This window comes from Neobacillus terrisolis (genome assembly GCF_051233475.1).
Lineage (GTDB): Bacteria > Bacillota > Bacilli > Bacillales > Cytobacillaceae > Bacillus_BU.
Genome location: NZ_JBKFGH010000011.1, coordinates 120,525 through 139,705 on the forward strand (window position 1 = coordinate 120,525; position 19,181 = coordinate 139,705).

Genomic DNA, 19,181 nt, shown 5'->3' on the forward strand with positions numbered 1-19,181 from the left:
ATCGATTCGGAGGAAATTATGGAAAAAAGAGTGCTTGTAGTTGATGATGAGCAATCTATTGTTACCTTACTACAATATAATTTAGAGCAAGCAGGATACAAGGTTTCAACAGCAATGGATGGTGAAACAGGGAGAGATTTGGCCTTAGAGCAGCAATTTGATTTTATCGTTCTTGATATTATGCTGCCGCGTTTGGATGGAATTGAGGTTTGCAAACAATTAAGACAGCAAAAAATATTAACACCTATTTTAATGTTAACAGCTAAAGACGACGAATTTGATAAAATCCTTGGCCTTGAACTTGGTGCAGATGATTATATGACGAAACCGTTCAGCCCTCGTGAAGTGGTTGCTCGGGTGAAAGCGATTTTGCGGAGATCGGAGATTCAGAACAATTTTCAGCCAGTTAAAAATGAAGAAGAGGGACTTATTAAGATTAAGGACTTATCGATCTACCCAGAACAATTTGAAGCATTTGTTAACGGCGAGCAGCTTGAGTTAACGCCAAAGGAATTTGAATTGCTCGCTCATCTTGGAAAGCATAAAGGAAAAGTACTGACTCGTGACCAATTATTAAGTGCTGTTTGGAATTATGATTTTGCTGGAGATACAAGGATTGTTGATGTTCATATTAGCCATTTGCGTGAAAAGATTGAACCTAATACAAAGAAGCCTGTTTATATTAAAACTATACGCGGTTTAGGCTACAAATTAGAGGAGCCAAAAGGGGAATGACAAAATTCCGTACCAGACTGCTGTTAGCTTTAATCACACTTATATTTGTTGTGCTCGTAGGCTTAGGCTTGCTGTTAGGTCAAATCTTTAAAAATTATTATTCCAATACATTTAATGAGAGACTTAAGAAGGAAAACAGTTTAGTAACGACATACATAGAAGAAAATGGAGGCATTGCCTCTTTTAAAAAGCAAAATATCGAACGGCTTAGTAAATTGCTAGATGCAAGAATAACCCTTACCGATGAGAAAGGGGTTATATTATTTGATAGTGGTGAACAATCGGTTGCGGTCAATAATAAAGACCATCAAAAAATCATTAATTCGATGATCAGCAAAGGAAATAGCGAGCAGGAGATCACAAAGAAAATTAATGGCTATGATCTCCACTATTATTGGAATCCGCTTAAAAAAGCAGAGAAAATAGAAGGGTATGTTTTTCTTAGCACCAAAATGGATGTTTTAAAAAATGCTTATAGCCAAATTTGGTGGCTTTTATCCGTAAGTTTTATCATTGCCTTGATTGTGATAATTATTTTAGGAACAAGCATCACATCACGTTACACAAAGCCGATTGAATCTGCAACAAAGGTTGCGATCGAATTGGCAAAAGGAAATTATCGTGCCCGAACTTATGAGAATCATATTGATGAAACGGGAATGCTTAGTTCATCGATTAACATCCTGGCGCGGAATCTTCAGGATATGATGAAAGCAAAGGAAATGCAGCAGGATCGACTTACCACCTTGATTGAGAATATGGGAAGTGGTCTGATTTTAATCGATAATCGCGGTTATGTTTCTTTAATCAATCGTGCTTTTAAGGAGATTTTCCAAGTTAAACCTGAAGAATACTTATTCCGCCTGTATTATGAGGTGATTGAGCATCGTGAGATTTCTGATTTAGTTGAGGAAATATTTATTACGGAGCAGCAAATAAAAAGGCAGATGTTGCTTCCATTAGGGATTGATTTAAGGCACTTTGAAGTGTTCGGAGCCCCAATCATTGGAACGAATGATGTTTGGAAAGGAACCCTGTTGGTCTTTCATGATATTACTGAATTAAAGAAGCTTGAGCAAACAAGAAAAGATTTTGTGGCCAATGTATCGCATGAGCTAAAAACGCCGATCACTTCAATTAAAGGTTTTACTGAAACTTTATTAGATGGTGCTAAAGAGGACCCTAAAACATTGGAATCATTTCTAAATATTATTCTGCTTGAAAGTGATCGCTTGCAAACATTGATCGAAGATTTATTAGAACTTTCTAGGATTGAACAACATCGGTTTAAGCTGGATATAGAGAAAATTAATCTCTCTTCGATTCTTTATGAAGTTATGACGATGCTGGAGAGAAAAGCAGAAGAAAAAGGAATCACTTTGGAATATAATCGGGATGATCGAAACTTTATCATTGAGGGAGACCAGTCTCGGTTAAAGCAAGTCTTTCTTAATGTGATTAATAATGCGATTATGTATACTTCAAATAACGGCAAGGTAAAGGTAGAGCTTGAAGAAACGGATGAGCAAGTATTGGTTAAAGTGATTGACACCGGAATAGGAATTGAAAAGCAAGAAATTCCAAGGATTTTTGAACGGTTTTATCGTGTTGATCGAGCGCGTAGCCGTAATTCTGGGGGAACTGGACTGGGACTAGCCATTGTTAAACACTTAATTGAGGCCCATAAAGGAGCGATCACAGTTGCAAGTAAGCCCGGTAAAGGTAGTACGTTTACGATTGCGCTGAAAAAGAAATTACTTAGTAAGTGAAAAAGTTAACAATCACTTAATAATCTTTTTATGATTTGTTAACAATTCATTGTTACACTGTAGTTAATTCCCCCCTTAATATAAATATTGCTGAGACGAAGGCTGCCCCCGCTTTCGTCTTTTTGCTTTTTAGTATTTTCCTTTATAATGGGGAATAGTGGTACTAGATTAAAAAGGGGGACAAATGATTGGAAAAGAAACTTGTCTTGATTGATGGGAACTCGATCGCATACCGGGCATTTTTTGCCTTACCATTGTTAAATAATAATAAAGGTGTACATACGAACGCAGTATATGGTTTTACAATGATATTGATGAAAATTCTTGAAGAGGAAAATCCTACCCATATTCTGGTAGCTTTTGATGCTGGAAAAACAACCTTTCGTCATAAAACATTTAGTGAATATAAAGGCGGAAGACAAAAAACACCACCCGAGTTATCTGAACAATTTCCATTTATTCAGGAGCTATTGGATGCCTACGGAATTCCGCGTTATGAGCTTGAAAATTATGAAGCGGATGATATTATTGGTACGCTTTCTCGTCGAGGAGAACAAGAGGGATATGAGGTAAAAGTCATTTCTGGAGACAAGGACTTAACCCAATTAAGTTCTGATAAGATAACTGTTTGTATTACGAGAAAAGGGATTACCGATATTGAACAATATACTCCTCTACATATAAAAGAAAAATATGGTTTAACTCCTGAACAAATTATTGATATGAAAGGCTTAATGGGAGATGCCTCTGATAACATTCCTGGAGTACCAGGGGTAGGAGAAAAGACAGCGATTAAGCTTCTTAAGGAACATCAAACATTAGAACAGCTCTTAACGCAAATTGACCAAGTCAGCGGAAACAAATTAAAAGAGAAATTAGCAGAATTTAAAGATCAAGCGATTATGAGTAAGCAGCTTGCAACCATTACTACTGAAGCACCGGTTGAATTGCAACTTTCAGAAATAGAGTACGAGGGAATCCAAAAAGACAAAGTTTTGAATCTTTTTAAAGAGCTTGAGTTTCAGTCGTTACTAGACAAGATTGGAAATACTGATTCGGATGATCATACAGCTGTTGAACTCGAACAAATTGACTATCAGATTATTGACGATATCAATGCAGATATGATTACAGATGAGACAGCTGTTTACGTTGAAATACTGGACGATAATTATCATCGGGCTGACATCGTAGGGATCGCTTTAGCCAATGAAACCGGGAATTATTTTATCACATTAGAAAATGCTCTAAAATCATCAGAATTTAAAAAATGGGCAGAAGCGGAGCATCATCGAAAGATTGTCTTTGATGCAAAACGTTCTGAAGTCGCATTAAGGCATCATGATATTCACTTAAGCGGGATCCATATGGATCTTCTGCTTGCCTCCTACATTATTAACCCTGCAGAAGCAATAAATGAAGTGGCTGCGATTGCCAAACGATATGGATTTCAAGATGTTGGTACGGATGAAGCTTTTTATGGTAAAGGGGCCAAGCGGCATATTCCAGGTCAAGACCAGCTGGCCGAGCATCTTGTCCGTAAGGCGAGGGCAATGACAAATTTAACGCCTAAACTTATCGAAGAGTTAAAAGAAAATCAACAATTTGAGCTGTTTACTGAGTTGGAACTGCCATTATCACTTATTTTAGCTGATATGGAATATCAGGGAGTAAAAATAGATGAAGCGCGCCTTAAGAAAATGGGAGAAGAAAATGTTGACCAGCTCTTGCAGTTAGAAAAGAAAATTCACGAATTAGCGGGTGAAGAATTCAATATTAATTCACCAAAGCAGCTAGGAGTCATTTTATTTGAAAAACTAGGCCTTTCCTCTATTAAAAAAACAAAAACCGGATATTCCACTTCTGCTGATGTTTTGGAAAAGCTTGAAAATGATCATACCATCATCAAGGAAATTCTTCATTATCGTCAGCTAGGAAAATTACAATCCACTTATATTGAAGGGCTGTTAAAGGTTATTGACCCTAAGACAAAAAAGGTGCATACAAGGTTTAATCAAGCTCTTACACAAACGGGCAGGTTAAGTTCGACGGATCCTAACCTGCAGAACATTCCGATTCGCTTAGAGGAAGGCCGAAAAATCCGCGAGGCATTTGTTCCATCGGAGGAAGGCTGGTTAATCTTTGCTGCTGACTATTCTCAAATAGAACTGAGAGTAATGGCCCATATATCTGGGGACCAAAAATTAATCGAGGCATTTAATGAGGGGCTTGATATTCATACTAAGACCGCGATGGATGTTTTTCATGTAGGAAAAGAGGAAGTAACCTCTAATATGCGTCGCCAAGCCAAGGCGGTTAACTTTGGAATTATTTACGGCATTAGCGATTATGGATTATCACAAAGTCTTGGAATTACCAGAAAGGAAGCAGGGAGGTTTATTGACCTTTATTTAAAAAGCTTCCCAGGTGTTAAGGAGTACATGGAGGACATTGTAGTGGATGCTAAACAAAAAGGGTTTGTTACGACCCTGCTGCAGCGCCGGAGATATCTTCCAGAAATAACAAGTCGAAATTTTAACATACGAAGCTTTGCTGAGAGAACAGCGATGAATACACCGATTCAGGGAAGTGCCGCAGACATTATTAAAAAGGCAATGATTGATATGGCAGCACGACTGAAATCAGAAGGACTCAAAACAAGACTATTGCTTCAAGTGCACGATGAATTAATTTTTGAAGCACCCGAAAACGAAGTGGAACTTTTGAAAAAAATCGTTCCTGAGGTAATGGAGCATGCAATTGAGCTCAAAGTGCCGTTAAAAGTAGATTATGCTTATGGAAAGACTTGGTTTGATGCAAAATAAACACAAAGCGCTCTGTTAAAAAACAATGTTGATTTTGAGCACTCTGTTGATTGGAGCGGAAGGTGCTAGACTCCTGCGGGAGAAGGTGTCTCGGGAGACCCCACAGGCGCTATGGCGCCGAGGAGGCTCCCGGACTCCCCCGCTGGGTCGCTGAGCACCTGCAGCGGAAATCAACAGACAAATTTAACAGGGCGAAAACAAAAAGCGCGATGAAGCTGGATTTGTAGAAAGGTGGAACCATCTTGCCTGAGCTACCTGAGGTTGAAACAGTAAAAAGAACATTAGAGGCGTTAGTTCTTAACAAAAAAATTGAAAATGTTTCCGTTTTTTGGCCAAAAATAGTCAAGCTTCCAGATGATGTGGTCCAATTTCAAGATGCACTTAAAGGACAGACCTTTCTTAAAATGGGAAGAAGAGGGAAGTTCCTGATTTTTTATACAGATGACTATGCGCTCGTATCCCATTTGAGGATGGAGGGTAAATACGGCCTATTTGCTAGTGACGATCCAATTGATAAGCATACCCATGTTATTTTTCACTTCACGGATGGAACCGAGCTCCGCTATAAGGATGTTCGTAAATTTGGGACGATGCATTTATATTCAAAAGGCAAGGAGTTTCTTGATCTGCCATTATCTCAATTGGGTCCTGAACCTTTTTCCGAAGAATTCACCTTAGAATATTTGAGTGAAAAGCTGACACGTTCCAATCGTAAAATCAAAGTGCTTCTATTAGATCAATCGATTGTGGTAGGTTTGGGGAATATTTATGTCGATGAAGCTCTGTTCCGGGCAAGGATTCATCCTGAACGGCCTGCTCCTAGCTTAACAAGGGAAGAAGTCACCGTTCTTCATCAAGAAATTATTGCGACATTAAGCGAGGCAGTTGAAAAAGGCGGTAGTACGATTAGGTCGTATGTAAATTCTCAAGGTCAAATTGGAATGTTTCAGCTAGAATTATTTGTTTATGGAAAAAAAGCGGAACCATGTCAACGATGTGGAACCGAACTGCAAAAAATTACCGTTGGTGGAAGAGGGACTCACTTTTGTCCTGTATGTCAAAAGCGTCCATAATATAAGTAACCATATTTTACGTATAAACATTGGATAGGCTCATTCCATATACTATCGTAGCGATTGACTGGAAGGAGCTCTATTTCAATGGTGCAACTGATCTCACTTTTTCTGTTAGCTTTTGCTGTCAGTCTAGACAGTTTTAGTGTTGGATTTACCTATGGTTTGAGAAGAGTCCGCATTCCGTTAAAGTCCATTTTGATTATCTCCTGCTGCTCTGCAGGAGTACTAATTTCAGCTATGGCTCTTGGTCATGTTTTTGAGAACTTATTCTCCTCGAACGTGGCTGAAAACCTTGGTGGAATGATTTTGATCGTGCTGGGCTCATGGGTATTATTTCAATTTTTTCGTCCGGAAAAAGTTAAAGAACCGGTTAACGAAGGAATGATATTTAATTTTGAAATTAAATCTCTTGGTCTAGTTATTAATATTTTAAGGAAACCTATGTCCGCTGACTTTGACCAATCGGGGATCATCACTGGTCTAGAAGCATTGATGCTTGGACTCGCCTTGTCGTTTGATGCCTTCGGTGCTGGAATTGGCGCTGCGATGTTAGGCTATTCTCCGCTATTTTTAGCAGTTTGTGTTGCTGTGATGAGTTCATTGTTTGTGTTTATGGGAATGAAATTAGGCGCTCTCTTTGCTCATTATGAGTGGGTGCAAAAATGTTCCTTTATCCCAGGAGTATTATTAATTTTAATCGGTATATGGAAATTATGATTAGACAAAGAAAGGGATAATCTATGTCATTGATAATCGGATTAACCGGAGGAATAGCCAGCGGGAAAAGTACAGTAGCAAACATGCTGAAGGAATTGAATATTCCTGTCGTTGATGCAGATGAGGAAGCTCGCTTGGCTGTTGAGAAGGGAAAAAAGGCTTATTCAGAAATTGTTGCTTATTTTGGGGAAGAGATATTAATGGAGGATGGTTCCATTGACCGCGCAAAGCTTGGTGGAATCATCTTTCCTAATGAAGAAAAAAGAAAAATATTAAATAGCATTGTCCACCCTGCGGTCAGAGAAAATATGGTCCAAAAAAAGGATCACTACCTCACCGACGGTCACAATTTAGTCGTATTAGACATCCCGTTATTATACGAGAGCAAGTTAACCCACATGGTGGATAAAGTCATGGTCGTTTATGTTGATGAAAAAACACAGCTTGAAAGATTAATGGCTCGAAATGGGTTCTCGATGGAAGAAGCCCAGTCTCGAATTGCTTCACAGCTCCCACTTTCGGAAAAATTAAAATGGGCAGATGCAGTAATCAACAATAATGGATCAATAGAAGAAACAAAACAGCAGATATACGATTGCTTAAATAAATGGGGCTTTACGTTAAAGAATACTGTTGATTTTTAGTTGATTGGAGCGTAAGGTGCGAGACTCCTGCGGGAGAAGGTGTCACGGGAGACCCCACAGGCGCTTGCGCCGAGGAGGCTCCCGGACTCCCCCTAAGGTGCGCGAGCACCTGAAGCGGAAATCAACAGCCTATAAATAAAATACTAAAAAGAGGGAAGCGGATGCTTTCCTCTTTTTAATGTGCTCTCATATTTACTGTATTTAACGAGGGAATAGTAAAACTTTTAATAAATCAGCATTTTAATTAGTGCAAAATCAGATTAATATGTTATACTAATTACATCTAAACGTTGAATAAAGTATAACATATTACGGAAGGGGCCATAATATGAAGGCAAAAGTAGCAATTAATGGTTTTGGGCGAATTGGAAGAATGGTTTTTAGAAAGGCAATTCTTGAAGACGATATTGATGTGGTAGCGATTAATGCCAGCTATCCGGCAGAAACGTTAGCCCATTTAATAAAATATGATACCACTCACGGGAAATTCCCTGGCGAAGTAATTCCGAATGACGATTCTCTTATCGTAAATGGAAAGCGCGTTCAATTATTTGCGAATCGTGATCCAAAGCAATTACCTTGGGGAGCACTTGGTATCGATATCGTCATCGAAGCGACCGGTAAGTTTAATGCTCGTGATAAAGCAGCATTGCATTTAGAAGCTGGTGCGAAGAAGGTTATATTAACTGCACCAGGGAAAAATGAAGATGTTACTATTGTAATGGGAGTTAATGAAGATAAGTTAGATATCGAAAAGCATGATATTATATCAAATGCATCTTGTACAACAAACTGCTTAGCGCCTGTTGTAAAGGTACTAGATGAAGAGTTTGGTATTATTAACGGTTTAATGACAACTGTACATGCCTATACAAATGACCAAAAAAATATTGATAATCCACATAAAGATTTACGCCGTGCCCGCGCATGCGCGCAAAGCATTATCCCGACTTCTACCGGAGCAGCAAAAGCACTTTCTTTAGTGCTACCGCATATGGCTGGTAAGCTGCATGGTATGTCTTTACGTGTCCCAACACCAAATGTTTCTTTGGTGGATTTAGTTGTGGACTTAAAGAAGGATGTAACCGTTGATGAAGTAAATGCTGCGTTCTATGCGGCTGCTAATAGTTCATTAAAGGGTATCCTCGACATTACCGATGAGCCTTTAGTTTCGGTTGATTTTAATACAAATGAAAACTCGGCAACGATCGATGGTTTATCGACAATGGTTATTGGCAACAACAAAGTTAAAGTCCTTGCCTGGTATGACAATGAGTGGGGCTATTCTTGCCGTGTCGTTGATTTGTTAAAGCATGTTGCAAATGTTATGGAAAATAATTCGGCTGTTAAAGTTGGATAAATAAACTGATTTTGATTTACTGCCTACCAATCTGGTAGGCATTTTTTTATTTTTGCACCGCACCTACTTGTCCTTACCACTTCTTTTTTATAAGATAGTATTGGAAGGTTTTTGATAATGGATAATGGGTAAAAAATACCTTTAAGAATTGGAGAGCTGACGGATGAAATGTCCTTCATGTCAACACCATAATACACGTGTTCTCGATTCTCGACCTGTTGATGAAGGAAAGTCGATTCGCCGGAGACGAGAATGTGAACAATGCGGCTATCGCTTTACTACGTTTGAAAAAGTTGAAGAGATTCCTCTCATTGTTGTAAAAAAAGAAGGTACAAGAGAAGAATTTAATCGCGAAAAAATCTTAAGAGGTCTTATTAAAGCTTGTGAAAAACGGCCTGTTGCCCTCGAACAATTGCAAAATATTACTCATGAGGTTGAGAAAGAACTTCGGAATCAAGGGATTTCTGAAATCAAAAGTGATATGATTGGTGAAATGGTTATGGACAGGTTGGCAAAAATAGATGAAGTAGCATATGTTCGTTTTGCTTCAGTTTATCGCCAATTTAAAGACATTAATGTTTTTATAGAAGAATTAAAAGAGTTAATCAAAAAGGAAATATAATGAGAGCTAAAAAACTTTAGCTCTTTTTTGTGTCGAACCGAGGAAAGGTATGATATGAATGGCCCAGCATTGGCAAGAGCTAATTCCAATTGACCGGTATGTTGCATGCGCAAACGGTATTTTACATGACTTTGATCGTAAAGTGATGACTTTATTGTATCAACCGCTCGTTGGAACAACGAGTTTTAGTTTATATATGACCCTTTGGGCCGAGCTTGAAGAGAATCGACTTTGGTCTGAGCCGAGCTCTCATCATGCCTTAATGAGTTTAATGGGACTAAATTTAAAGGAAATCTATGAGGCAAGACTAAGACTGGAAGGGATGGGCCTACTTAGCGCCTTTGTTCGCAACGAAGATGGGGAACGCTCGTTCATTTATCAGCTTAAACCACCGCTAAGTCCGGAACAGTTTTTTTTGGACGGAATGTTAAATATATATTTATATCGTAAAATAGGTAAAAACCAATTTTCAAAACTTAAACGATTTTTCAGTGATCAAAATACGGGTGCACACGAGGGCTATAAAGAAGTGACAAAAGCTTTTCAAGATGTATTTTCCTCTTCATCCTCACCTAACGCTTTAAAATTTGATCCTGAAACAGCAGCCGATTTGTCGATCGAAACTGGACAAGCGTATATCGGCAGAAAAGATAACTCTGGCATTCAAATTGATCACCCAACCTTTAATTTTGAATTGCTTATGGCCGGGCTATCTGAATCACTTGTTCCCAAAAAATCTCTCACCCCAAAAGTAAAAGATGCGATTAGTAATCTTGCCTTTCTTTATGAAGTTGATGCGATCCAAATGAAGAATATCGTATTAAGTGCGGTAACAGAGGAAAATGAAATTGATCTTGAAGAACTAAGGAAATCAGCACGAGACTGGTACCAATTTCATCACCAAGATCAGCTGCCGGCGCTTGTTGATCGAACACAGCCATCATTGTATCGAACGGAAACAGCAGAACCAAAAACGAAAGAAGAAAAGCTGATTCATTATTTTGAAACAACCTCACCACGAAAGCTTCTGCGCGACATATCTGGAGGAGCAGAACCATCCAAAGCAGATTTAGCGATTATCGAGGGGGTTATTTTTCAGCAAAAGCTTTTACCAGGGGTTGTTAATGTTTTGATCCATTATGTAATGCTTAAAACAGATATGAAGCTTACAAAGGGATATGTAGAAAAAATTGCAAGCCACTGGGCACGGAAGGATGTAAAAACGGTAAAAGCTGCGATGGAGCTTGCTTTAAATGAGCATAAACAATACCAGCAATGGGCAAGCGGAGACAGTGATAAGAAAAAACGGACCCAAAAGAAGCCGATTCGCACCGAATTGCTACCGGATTGGTTTAATGAATCGGAAAAACAGCAAAAAACCAATCAAGCAGAAGAAGTTAATCCTGATTTTGAAGCTCAAAAAAGAGAAATAGAAGAGAGAATTAAAAATTTAAGAAAGGGGTGATGTCACGTTGGAAAAAATAAATCAAACACTTAAAAAACTTGGGGGAAGTGAGACGTTTCAAAAGCGGTATCAGCAAATGAGGCGCGAAATTATCAATAACCCTGAAGTACGTGCCTTCTTAACTGAGCATCGCCACGAAATAACCGAAGACATGGTTGAAAAAAGCTTAATGAAGCTTTATGAGTTTTTAACGCAAAGTCAGTCCTGTAAAAACTGTTCAAGTCTCGATGGCTGTAATAATTTGATTAAAGGTTATTATCCTGAGCTTGTTATTAGGGCCAATTCGATTGACATTCAATACGACCGTTGTCCTCAGCAAATCATGTACGATGAAACGCGAAAGAATGAAAAATTAATTAAAAGCATGCATTTTCCAAAGGATTTATTACATGTATCTTTTGAAAATATTGACTTTAGTCCTAATAATCCCGGCCGTGGGCAAGCGCTTAATAAAGCGACCTTATTTGTAGAAAATTATTCAGCAGGAATAAAACCAAAGGGACTGTATTTATATGGTCAATTTGGAGTGGGGAAATCATTCCTTTTGGGCGCGATTGCTAATGAGTTAGCCGCAAAAAAGATCCCATCGATGATTGTTTATGTTCCTGAGTTACTCCGTGAATTGAAAAATTCAATTGCTGATTCGACCTTAAATGAGAAGATTGAAACACTTAAAAAACAGGAAATCTTAATGCTTGATGATATCGGTGCCGAGACGATGTCTAGTTGGACAAGAGATGAAGTGTTAGGCCCGATATTGCAGTATCGTATGCTTGAGAATTTGCCGACCTTTTTCACATCAAATTTTGATTTTCAAGAGCTAGAACATCATTTAACCTATACACAGCGCGGCGAAGAAGAGAAAATGAAGGCGCGCAGGATTATGGAAAGAATAAAATATTTAGCGGAACCAATTAGACTGGACGGACCAAATCGTCGTCAATAGTCGAATCCAACAAGCCAGTGAAAAGCTCACTGGCTTATTTTTTTTGGCCTGGGAAGCTAGTGGAATGCTTCTATTTTAGGACATCCCCCCATATACATAGAATCAGAGATTTCAAAAAAGGGGGGATTTGGTTGATTGAAATCCATTTTCAGCGGAAAGAGGATGCAAAACCCTTATATCAATTATTAATAAAGAAGCTATTACCCTCTCTTCCCGATAATCCTATTCTTCTCGATGAAGAACGACTTACTGTAAAAATAATCACAGAAGCTTTGACTTCACAAGCTTTTGATGAAATAAAACAGTTATTTTATCAATTTATTATTCATAATAAATGTGATGATTGGTTTCGGACTATTATTACTGAGCAGTTTTATTATTCCGATGAAGAAGAAATCCAGCAAATACTCGAAATTATCCATTCGATTTTAGAAGGCGAGCGAAAGGAACTGGCATTTTTTCTTAAGGACAGTGAGGAGAAGACGATTTTAAAGCATGCTATTAATCATGTTTTAAAACGAAATATTTCTTTTTCATTTGACTCGTTTGTGAAATTTAGATTGCGAGAATTTTGTGCTAGGCTTGAGAAATATGTAGAGCTTTCGATTGATGAATATAAGATGGAGCAAGAATATCAAATGTTTATTCACACGTTAAGGAATTTTATTTCCGCACGGGCGCCCTTAGTGAAAAGTCTTCATATCTTAGTTGATGATGATGTCATGTTTTTTAATGAACAATTTGTTGAGATTAAGCGGATTGAATTAACAAAGATGATTGATCGTAAGCTGCTTTTTAACCACCCAGTTTACGTTGATTCAACTACGATTGCACCGCTGCTATCAATCGCCCCCGAATCCATTTATTTATATTCAAAAGAACCGGAACAACCGTTAATACGGACAATACGGAATATATTTGAGGAGAGAGTCCTTATCGATAGTCTATCGGTTTTTAAAGAGAGGCGGCATCAATCGTTAAAAGATTAACAAAGAATCCCTTGATTTTCCTGAAATGAAAAACTATAATAACCTACATAATAACTGAATTCATTTTTGTGATGATAAGGACATGGGTATTCTTTCACGGTTTAAAGAGAGGGAAGACAAGGCTGGAATCTTCCTAACACGAATTGAATGCTTACCACCTTTGAACTTCAGCTGTGAATGTGAGGAAGCTTTATTAAGTATTAAGCTTTTCATTAGTAATAGTTGACGGCCACTGCCGTTACCAGAGCCAAAGTCGTTTTCCGCACGTTCTTATTAGGAATGTCGGAAAAATGTGAACTAGGGTGGAACCACGTGTGTACAACTCGTCCCTTCTATTTGAGGGACGAGTTTTTTTATTTTACCGCACTAAAGCGGCGGGGGACAGTCCCCCAACACGACAGCGCGCTAAAGCAACGGGGGACAGTCCCCCGACACGTTAGTGTGTTAAATTAAAAAGGAGGAAAAAACAATGGCAGATGTTGTAAAGATTACGTTTCCAGATGGAACAGTGAAGGAGTTTCCAAGCGGAACGACAACAGAAGATATCGCTGCTTCCATTAGTCCGGGATTAAAAAAGAAAGCCATTGCCGGTAAGTTGAACGGAAATATGGTCGATCTTCGCCGTCAAATTGAAGAAGATGGAGCTTTAGAAATCGTCACACCTGAGCATCAGGACGCTTTGGAAGTGCTTCGCCACAGTACTGCTCACTTAATGGCGCAAGCGATCAAGCGCTTATATAAAGACGTAAAACTAGGAGTAGGACCAGTCATCGAAGGTGGCTTTTACTACGATATTGACCTCGAGCAATCATTAACACCTGAAGATCTTCCGCTTATTGAAAAAGAAATGGCGAAAATCGTTAAGGAAAATATTGATGTCGTTCGCGAGGAAGTAAGCCGTAACGACGCAGTGCAAATCTATAAGGAAATTGGTGATGAATATAAGCTTGAGTTGATTGAAGCCATTCCTGAAGACGAGACAGTTACACTTTACAAGCAAGGTGACTTCTTTGACCTTTGCCGCGGCGTCCACGTACCATCAACAGGCAAAATCAAGGAATTCAAGTTGTTAAGCATTGCTGGTGCTTACTGGCGCGGAGATAGCGACAATAAAATGCTTCAACGTATTTACGGTACTGCTTTCTTCAAAAAAGAAGACCTTGCTGAACACTTAAGACTTCTAGAAGAAGCGAAAGAACGCGACCACCGTAAAATCGGGAAAGAACTAAGCTTATTTACAAACAATCAATTGGTAGGCCAAGGTTTACCATTATGGTTACCTAAAGGTGCAACAATCCGCCGCACAATCGAACGCTACATCGTGGATAAGGAAGTAAGCCTTGGCTATGACCACGTGTACACACCAATCATGGGCAGCGTCGACCTTTATAAAACATCCGGTCACTGGGACCACTACCAAGAGGATATGTTCCCTGTGATGGAAATGGACAATGAACAGCTCGTTCTTCGTCCAATGAACTGTCCGCATCATATGATGGTTTACAAAAACACAATGCACAGCTACCGTGAGCTGCCAATCAGAATTGCTGAACTCGGCACCATGCACCGCTATGAAATGTCTGGTGCGCTTTCAGGCTTGCAGCGTGTTCGTGGGATGACACTGAACGATGCCCACGTTTTCGTCCGTCCTGATCAAATTAAGGATGAATTCAAACGGGTTGTGAACTTAATTTTAGAAGTATACAAAGATTTCAAAATCGAGGAATACTCTTTCCGCTTGTCCTATCGTGATCCTCAAGATACTGAAAAATATTTTGATGATGATGCGATGTGGGAAAAAGCTCAAAGTATGCTGAAAGAAGCAATGGATGATTTAGGCCTAGATTACTATGAAGCAGAAGGCGAAGCAGCATTCTACGGTCCAAAGCTTGACGTTCAGGTAAAAACAGCCCTTGGTAAAGACGAAACACTATCAACTGTACAACTTGACTTCTTGTTGCCGGAACGATTCGACCTTACTTATGTTGGTGAGGACGGAAAGCAGCACCGCCCAGTTGTTATTCACCGTGGTGTTGTATCGACAATGGAGCGTTTCGTTGCTTTCTTAATTGAAGAGTACAAAGGTGCGTTCCCAACATGGCTAGCACCGGTACAAGTTCAAGTCATTCCTGTTTCTCCTGATGTTCATTTTGACTATGCAAAAGAAGTGCAGGAGTCGTTGAAGGCGGCAGGCATCAGAGTTGAACTTGATGGCCGTAATGAGAAAATCGGCTACAAGATCCGTGAAGCACAAATGCAAAAAATTCCATATATGCTTGTCGTAGGTGATAAGGAAGTGGAAACAAAGTCTGTTAACGTCCGTAAATATGGCGAACAGAACTCTGAAACTGTTGCATTCGATCAATTTTTCAATAATGTAATAGCAGAGGCATACCGCCGTTAGTGGTATTAACTTCGTTTAACAAAAAAGAAAAAAGGTCTTGCCAAAGAACCGTTCTTTTGTTAAGATTCTCTTTGTTGTTAAACAATAGTTTGACACTGTGACAGTCTTTGTGATATAGTTACTCTGGTAATTGAATACGAGTTTGAGAAAAAGAAGAAGCACCCGCTTCTCACCTGATTGACGCAAGATCGCTGTCGGCAGGTTTACGGATAAACATGTTTTTTATGTATTGTTTTCGTAAGTGTGGGTGTGTTCGCATCCACACTTTTTTATATGTAAAAAAAGCGGTTTTGAAGCTGCCGATTCAACTTTGAGTCTTATCAAAAGGTGAGATCCGGTGAGACGAAATATTTTCTCCGATTCTTAAATTCTTGATCCAAACGTTGTATTCGCTGAAAAAACCTTGGAGGTGTCTAACTATTAGCAAAGACATGTTGTTAAACGAGGGTATTCGTGCCCGTGAAGTTCGTCTTATTGACCAGAATGGCGAGCAGTTGGGGATTAAATCAAAGAATGAAGCGCTTGAAATTGCTTCACGCGTTAATCTTGATCTCGTTTTAGTGGCTCCGAATGCTAAGCCGCCAGTAGCTCGTATCATGGACTACGGAAAATTTAGATTCGAGCAACAAAAGAAAGACAAAGAAGCTCGTAAAAATCAAAAGATTATTACGACTAAAGAAGTTCGCTTAAGCCCAACAATTGAAGAGCATGATTTTAACACGAAGTTAAGAAATGCGATTAAATTCTTGGAAAAAGGCGATAAAGTAAAAGCATCGATCCGATTCAAGGGACGTGCCATTACTCATAAAGAAATCGGTCAACGTGTATTAGTTCGTTTTGCGGAAGCTTGCACTGAAGTTGCAACTGTGGAATCACATCCAAAAATGGACGGCCGTAGCATGTTTATGGTCTTAGCACCTAAAAACGACAAGTAACAAGGAGGAAGCTCTAATGCCAAAAATGAAAACTCACCGCGGCGCTGCTAAGCGTTTCAAAAAGACTGGATCAGGTAAACTGAAGCGTTCACACGCTTATACTAGCCACTTATTTGCAAACAAGTCTACTAAAGCAAAGCGTAAGCTTCGTAAAAGTGGAATTGTTTCTAAAGGCGATTTCAAGCGCATTCGTTTCTTATTAACTAACATTAAGTAATCTCGTACTCGAACGATTTATATAGGAGGGAATTTACATGCCACGTGTTAAAGGCGGTACAGTTACGCGCAAGCGTCGTAAAAAAGTTCTTAAATTAGCAAAAGGTTATTTCGGTTCCAAACATACTTTATATAAAGTAGCTAACCAACAAGTAATGAAATCATTGCAATATGCATTCCGTGATCGTCGCCAAAAGAAGCGCGACTTCCGTAAACTTTGGATCACTCGTATCAATGCAGCTGCACGCATCAACGGTCTTTCTTATAGCCGTTTAATGCACGGTTTAAAGCTTGCTGGTATCGAAGTAAACCGCAAAATGCTTGCTGATCTTGCGATTACTGATGCACAAGCATTTGCTCAATTAGCTGATGCAGCTAAAGCTCAGTATAATAAGTAATTTTTGATGATAAAAAGCCATTCTCTTAGTGAGAGTGGCTTTTTTGGTTTTGGCGGGATGCGGTTAGTTCGATATGGCCAGAGGGGAATGGGGGATAAAGAGGTGAATGTGCCCGTGAAGGTGTAAAAAAGGCCAAAGCGGGCACAATCAGGAAGGGAATGTTCCTGTGAACGACGAAAAGGGGCCAAAGCGGGCACGATCAGGAAGTGAATGTGCCCGTGAACAAGGAAAAAGGGCCGAAGCGGGCACGATCGGGATGTGAATGTGCCCGTGAAGGTGCAAAAAAAGCCTCAGCGGGAACAATCAGGTAATGAATGTGCCCGTGAAGTTGAAAAAAAAGCCTCAGCGGGAACGATCAGGTAATGAATGTGCCCGTGAACAAGTAAAAAGTGTCAAAGCGGGCACAATCAGGAAGTGAATGTGCCCGTGAAGGTGTGAAAAAAGCCTCAGCGGGCACGATCAGGTAATGAATGTGCCCGCGAACAAGGAAAAAGGGCCGAAGCGGGCACGATCGGGATGTGAATGTGCCCGTGAAGGTGCAAAAAAAGCCAAAGCGGGAACAATCAGGAAGTGAATGTGCTCGCAAACAAAGAAAAAGGGCACAATCAGCTAGTGAATGTGCCGTGAACAAACACAAACATGAGAACAATCATCAATCAATCAATCAAATCAATATAATCAATCAATCAAATCAATCAATCAATCAAAGATCCCATGTTCGCAAAAATCATTACAAAGTTAGTTATTCCAAGAAATAAGAAGACTGCCCAAGTTTTATTAAACTATATTTCATTAATAAAATTCTCCGCAGCGTTTTTCTAGAACCAATAATTTTACACCAATCGAGTACGAGGCTTGTTGTAATCTTTATCCCTGGAAACAGCAAGCTAAGCTCTTCAACACTTCGCAACACAGCCGTTTCAACAGATTCTGACGCACCGCAATTACTACACACTATCATGTTCACAGGGGTCATCTCGGTATCCAAAGAATAACAAACCCCGCAGCAAGTCCCTTTCTCTAAACTATTATAGTTATATGGGGGCAAAAACTTATAAGGTGACTGATTAATATGAAGAGATGTCAATTGATTAGCTAAACTATAATGTTGTTGAGTTAATTTTGATGGCGTCGAACTCAATTTTTGGATAAAACGATTAATTTGGGTTGGATATATAATCGGTTGATTCATAGGGGCGTTGTAAAGGTGGAAATTGGGGTTTACGAACACAACAAAGGGAGTAATTGAAAAATTATAGCCTAGTCTTTGGATTATTTGCCGAAATAGGGTTTCTTCGCGGTCGAGCTGATGGACTGGGTTATTTACGTCTATTTTCGGGTAAGCATACCAATTTTTATTTTCGATATAATAATCACCTTCAAAATTTTTTACTTCAAATTGGTATAATGTATGTTGTGATAGTAGGAATTTGTCCGTTTGAAACAAGGTGCTGTTACATTCGAGGGTGACATCGTTTAGGAGGAGCAAATCATTTGTAAGCCTCCCAAGCCAATCACAAAAGATGACCTCACCCTGATAGCCTTTTTCTAAATCTGAATAGCATTTTTTATCTTTAGCTGATAACTCCATTCGAGCATTTAATGACCTCATGAGCTTTAACTTATCGGGGACAACGAGTGGTTTAATAATTTCCATGTTTCATCTCCAATCCTTATATTAATAAATTAATTTTAAGTAAATTTTCACAGAGTGACAAGATTTAAGCAAGGAGGACTTAATTATGAACGAAACTGAAACTATCCTTAATTGGTACTTATTTATCATTAATCTCATCGGCTTTCTTGTAATGGGGGAGGATAAACGGAGGGCAAGACAACACCAATACAGAATCTCGGAACGAACACTTTGGCAATTGGCCGGTTTTGGAGGTGCCACAGCGATGACCATTGCAATGAAACTTTTCCATCACAAGACTAAGCACCAAGCCTTCAAAATCGGCTTTCCGCTTCTGGCACTCTTACAATTTGCCTTATATTTATATTTTTTTGTAATTTAGGCAACCAAAAAATCACCCTTTTTTTTGATTCAATAAGAATCAATCCCAAAATCTCCTTTTGC

At 39.1% G+C, this 19,181-nt stretch carries 17 protein-coding genes and 1 other annotated feature; of the genes, 16 read left to right on the forward strand and 1 reads right to left on the reverse strand.

Features of this window, described 5'->3' with window-relative positions:
* The first annotated feature begins 18 nt into the window (after window positions 1–18).
* The 15 genes from ACI48O_RS07840 (at window position 19) to rplT (ending at window position 17,101) form a co-directional block, all read left to right on the forward strand.
* Window positions 19–735, forward strand: coding sequence for a response regulator transcription factor (locus ACI48O_RS07840; RefSeq protein ID WP_435561173.1), 717 nt, complete (start codon window positions 19–21; stop codon window positions 733–735).
* Complete coding sequence (gene pnpS, locus ACI48O_RS07845) at window positions 732–2,504, forward strand: two-component system histidine kinase PnpS (RefSeq protein WP_435561174.1); 1,773 nt, start codon at window positions 732–734, stop codon at window positions 2,502–2,504. Before ACI48O_RS07840 ends, pnpS begins: the two co-directional genes overlap by 4 nt.
* A gap of 188 nt (window positions 2,505–2,692) precedes the next feature.
* On the forward strand, window positions 2,693–5,329 hold the full coding sequence (gene polA / locus ACI48O_RS07850; RefSeq protein WP_435561175.1) for a DNA polymerase I: 2,637 nt from the start codon (window positions 2,693–2,695) through the stop codon (window positions 5,327–5,329).
* Between the two features lie 242 nt (window positions 5,330–5,571).
* A complete protein-coding gene (gene mutM, locus ACI48O_RS07855) occupies window positions 5,572–6,402 on the forward strand; it encodes a DNA-formamidopyrimidine glycosylase (protein WP_435561176.1) in 831 nt (276 codons plus the stop codon).
* Window positions 6,403–6,489: 87 nt separating this feature from the next.
* A complete protein-coding gene (gene ytaF / locus ACI48O_RS07860; RefSeq protein WP_435561177.1) occupies window positions 6,490–7,122 on the forward strand; it encodes a sporulation membrane protein YtaF in 633 nt (210 codons plus the stop codon).
* A 23-nt stretch (window positions 7,123–7,145) separates the two neighbouring features.
* The gene (coaE, locus tag ACI48O_RS07865; protein WP_435561178.1) at window positions 7,146–7,766 is read left to right on the forward strand and encodes a dephospho-CoA kinase; all 621 of its coding nucleotides are present in this window, start codon (window positions 7,146–7,148) and stop codon (window positions 7,764–7,766) included.
* A 328-nt stretch (window positions 7,767–8,094) separates the two neighbouring features.
* Window positions 8,095–9,126: a glyceraldehyde-3-phosphate dehydrogenase gene (locus ACI48O_RS07870; RefSeq protein WP_435561179.1), complete on the forward strand. Its 1,032-nt coding sequence runs from the start codon at window positions 8,095–8,097 to the stop codon at window positions 9,124–9,126.
* 163 nt (window positions 9,127–9,289) lie between these two features.
* Window positions 9,290–9,748 carry a transcriptional regulator NrdR gene (gene nrdR, locus ACI48O_RS07875; RefSeq protein WP_435561180.1) on the forward strand — a complete coding sequence of 153 codons (459 nt, stop codon included), beginning with the start codon at window positions 9,290–9,292 and terminating at the stop codon, window positions 9,746–9,748.
* Window positions 9,749–9,806: 58 nt separating this feature from the next.
* Entirely contained in the window at window positions 9,807–11,213 is a 1,407-nt protein-coding gene (locus tag ACI48O_RS07880) for a replication initiation and membrane attachment family protein (protein WP_435561181.1), read from the forward strand.
* A gap of 7 nt (window positions 11,214–11,220) precedes the next feature.
* Window positions 11,221–12,159 (forward strand): primosomal protein DnaI, encoded by a 939-nt coding sequence (gene dnaI / locus ACI48O_RS07885; RefSeq protein WP_435561182.1) that lies wholly within the window; start codon window positions 11,221–11,223, stop codon window positions 12,157–12,159.
* Window positions 12,160–12,290: 131 nt separating this feature from the next.
* Complete coding sequence (ytxC, locus tag ACI48O_RS07890; RefSeq protein ID WP_435561183.1) at window positions 12,291–13,148, forward strand: putative sporulation protein YtxC; 858 nt, start codon at window positions 12,291–12,293, stop codon at window positions 13,146–13,148.
* A 469-nt stretch (window positions 13,149–13,617) separates the two neighbouring features.
* A complete protein-coding gene (gene thrS / locus ACI48O_RS07895; RefSeq protein ID WP_435561184.1) occupies window positions 13,618–15,552 on the forward strand; it encodes a threonine--tRNA ligase in 1,935 nt (644 codons plus the stop codon).
* A gap of 144 nt (window positions 15,553–15,696) precedes the next feature.
* Window positions 15,697–15,829, forward strand: a sequence feature (ribosomal protein L20 leader region).
* Between the two features lie 154 nt (window positions 15,830–15,983).
* Window positions 15,984–16,487, forward strand: a complete 504-nt coding sequence (infC, locus tag ACI48O_RS07900) for a translation initiation factor IF-3 (protein ID WP_435561185.1) — start codon at window positions 15,984–15,986, stop codon at window positions 16,485–16,487.
* 16 nt (window positions 16,488–16,503) lie between these two features.
* Window positions 16,504–16,704 carry a 50S ribosomal protein L35 gene (gene rpmI, locus ACI48O_RS07905; protein WP_318508081.1) on the forward strand — a complete coding sequence of 67 codons (201 nt, stop codon included), beginning with the start codon at window positions 16,504–16,506 and terminating at the stop codon, window positions 16,702–16,704.
* A gap of 37 nt (window positions 16,705–16,741) precedes the next feature.
* A complete protein-coding gene (gene rplT, locus ACI48O_RS07910; protein WP_435561186.1) occupies window positions 16,742–17,101 on the forward strand; it encodes a 50S ribosomal protein L20 in 360 nt (119 codons plus the stop codon).
* A 742-nt stretch (window positions 17,102–17,843) separates the two neighbouring features.
* Here the strand turns inward: rplT and ACI48O_RS07915 are convergent.
* Window positions 17,844–18,758, reverse strand: coding sequence for a nuclease-related domain-containing protein (locus ACI48O_RS07915; RefSeq protein ID WP_435561187.1), 915 nt, complete (start codon window positions 18,756–18,758; stop codon window positions 17,844–17,846).
* 85 nt (window positions 18,759–18,843) lie between these two features.
* Between ACI48O_RS07915 and ACI48O_RS07920 the strand changes: the two genes are divergently transcribed.
* Window positions 18,844–19,119, forward strand: a complete 276-nt coding sequence (locus ACI48O_RS07920) for a DUF1294 domain-containing protein (RefSeq protein WP_435561188.1) — start codon at window positions 18,844–18,846, stop codon at window positions 19,117–19,119.
* The last annotated feature ends 62 nt before the right edge of the window (window positions 19,120–19,181 follow it).

Coding starts and splice junctions, on each gene's coding strand:
- ACI48O_RS07840 (WP_435561173.1), top strand. CDS start 19: ATGGAAAAAAGAGTGCTTGTAGTTGATGATGAGCAATCTATTGTTACC.
- pnpS (WP_435561174.1), top strand. CDS start 732: ATGACAAAATTCCGTACCAGACTGCTGTTAGCTTTAATCACACTTATA.
- ytaF (WP_435561177.1), top strand. CDS start 6,490: ATGGTGCAACTGATCTCACTTTTTCTGTTAGCTTTTGCTGTCAGTCTA.
- coaE (WP_435561178.1), top strand. CDS start 7,146: ATGTCATTGATAATCGGATTAACCGGAGGAATAGCCAGCGGGAAAAGT.
- ACI48O_RS07870 (WP_435561179.1), top strand. CDS start 8,095: ATGAAGGCAAAAGTAGCAATTAATGGTTTTGGGCGAATTGGAAGAATG.
- nrdR (WP_435561180.1), top strand. CDS start 9,290: ATGAAATGTCCTTCATGTCAACACCATAATACACGTGTTCTCGATTCT.
- ACI48O_RS07880 (WP_435561181.1), top strand. CDS start 9,807: ATGGCCCAGCATTGGCAAGAGCTAATTCCAATTGACCGGTATGTTGCA.
- thrS (WP_435561184.1), top strand. CDS start 13,618: ATGGCAGATGTTGTAAAGATTACGTTTCCAGATGGAACAGTGAAGGAG.
- infC (WP_435561185.1), top strand. CDS start 15,984: ATGTTGTTAAACGAGGGTATTCGTGCCCGTGAAGTTCGTCTTATTGAC.
- rpmI (WP_318508081.1), top strand. CDS start 16,504: ATGCCAAAAATGAAAACTCACCGCGGCGCTGCTAAGCGTTTCAAAAAG.
- rplT (WP_435561186.1), top strand. CDS start 16,742: ATGCCACGTGTTAAAGGCGGTACAGTTACGCGCAAGCGTCGTAAAAAA.
- ACI48O_RS07915 (WP_435561187.1), bottom strand. CDS start 18,758: ATGGAAATTATTAAACCACTCGTTGTCCCCGATAAGTTAAAGCTCATG.
- ACI48O_RS07920 (WP_435561188.1), top strand. CDS start 18,844: ATGAACGAAACTGAAACTATCCTTAATTGGTACTTATTTATCATTAAT.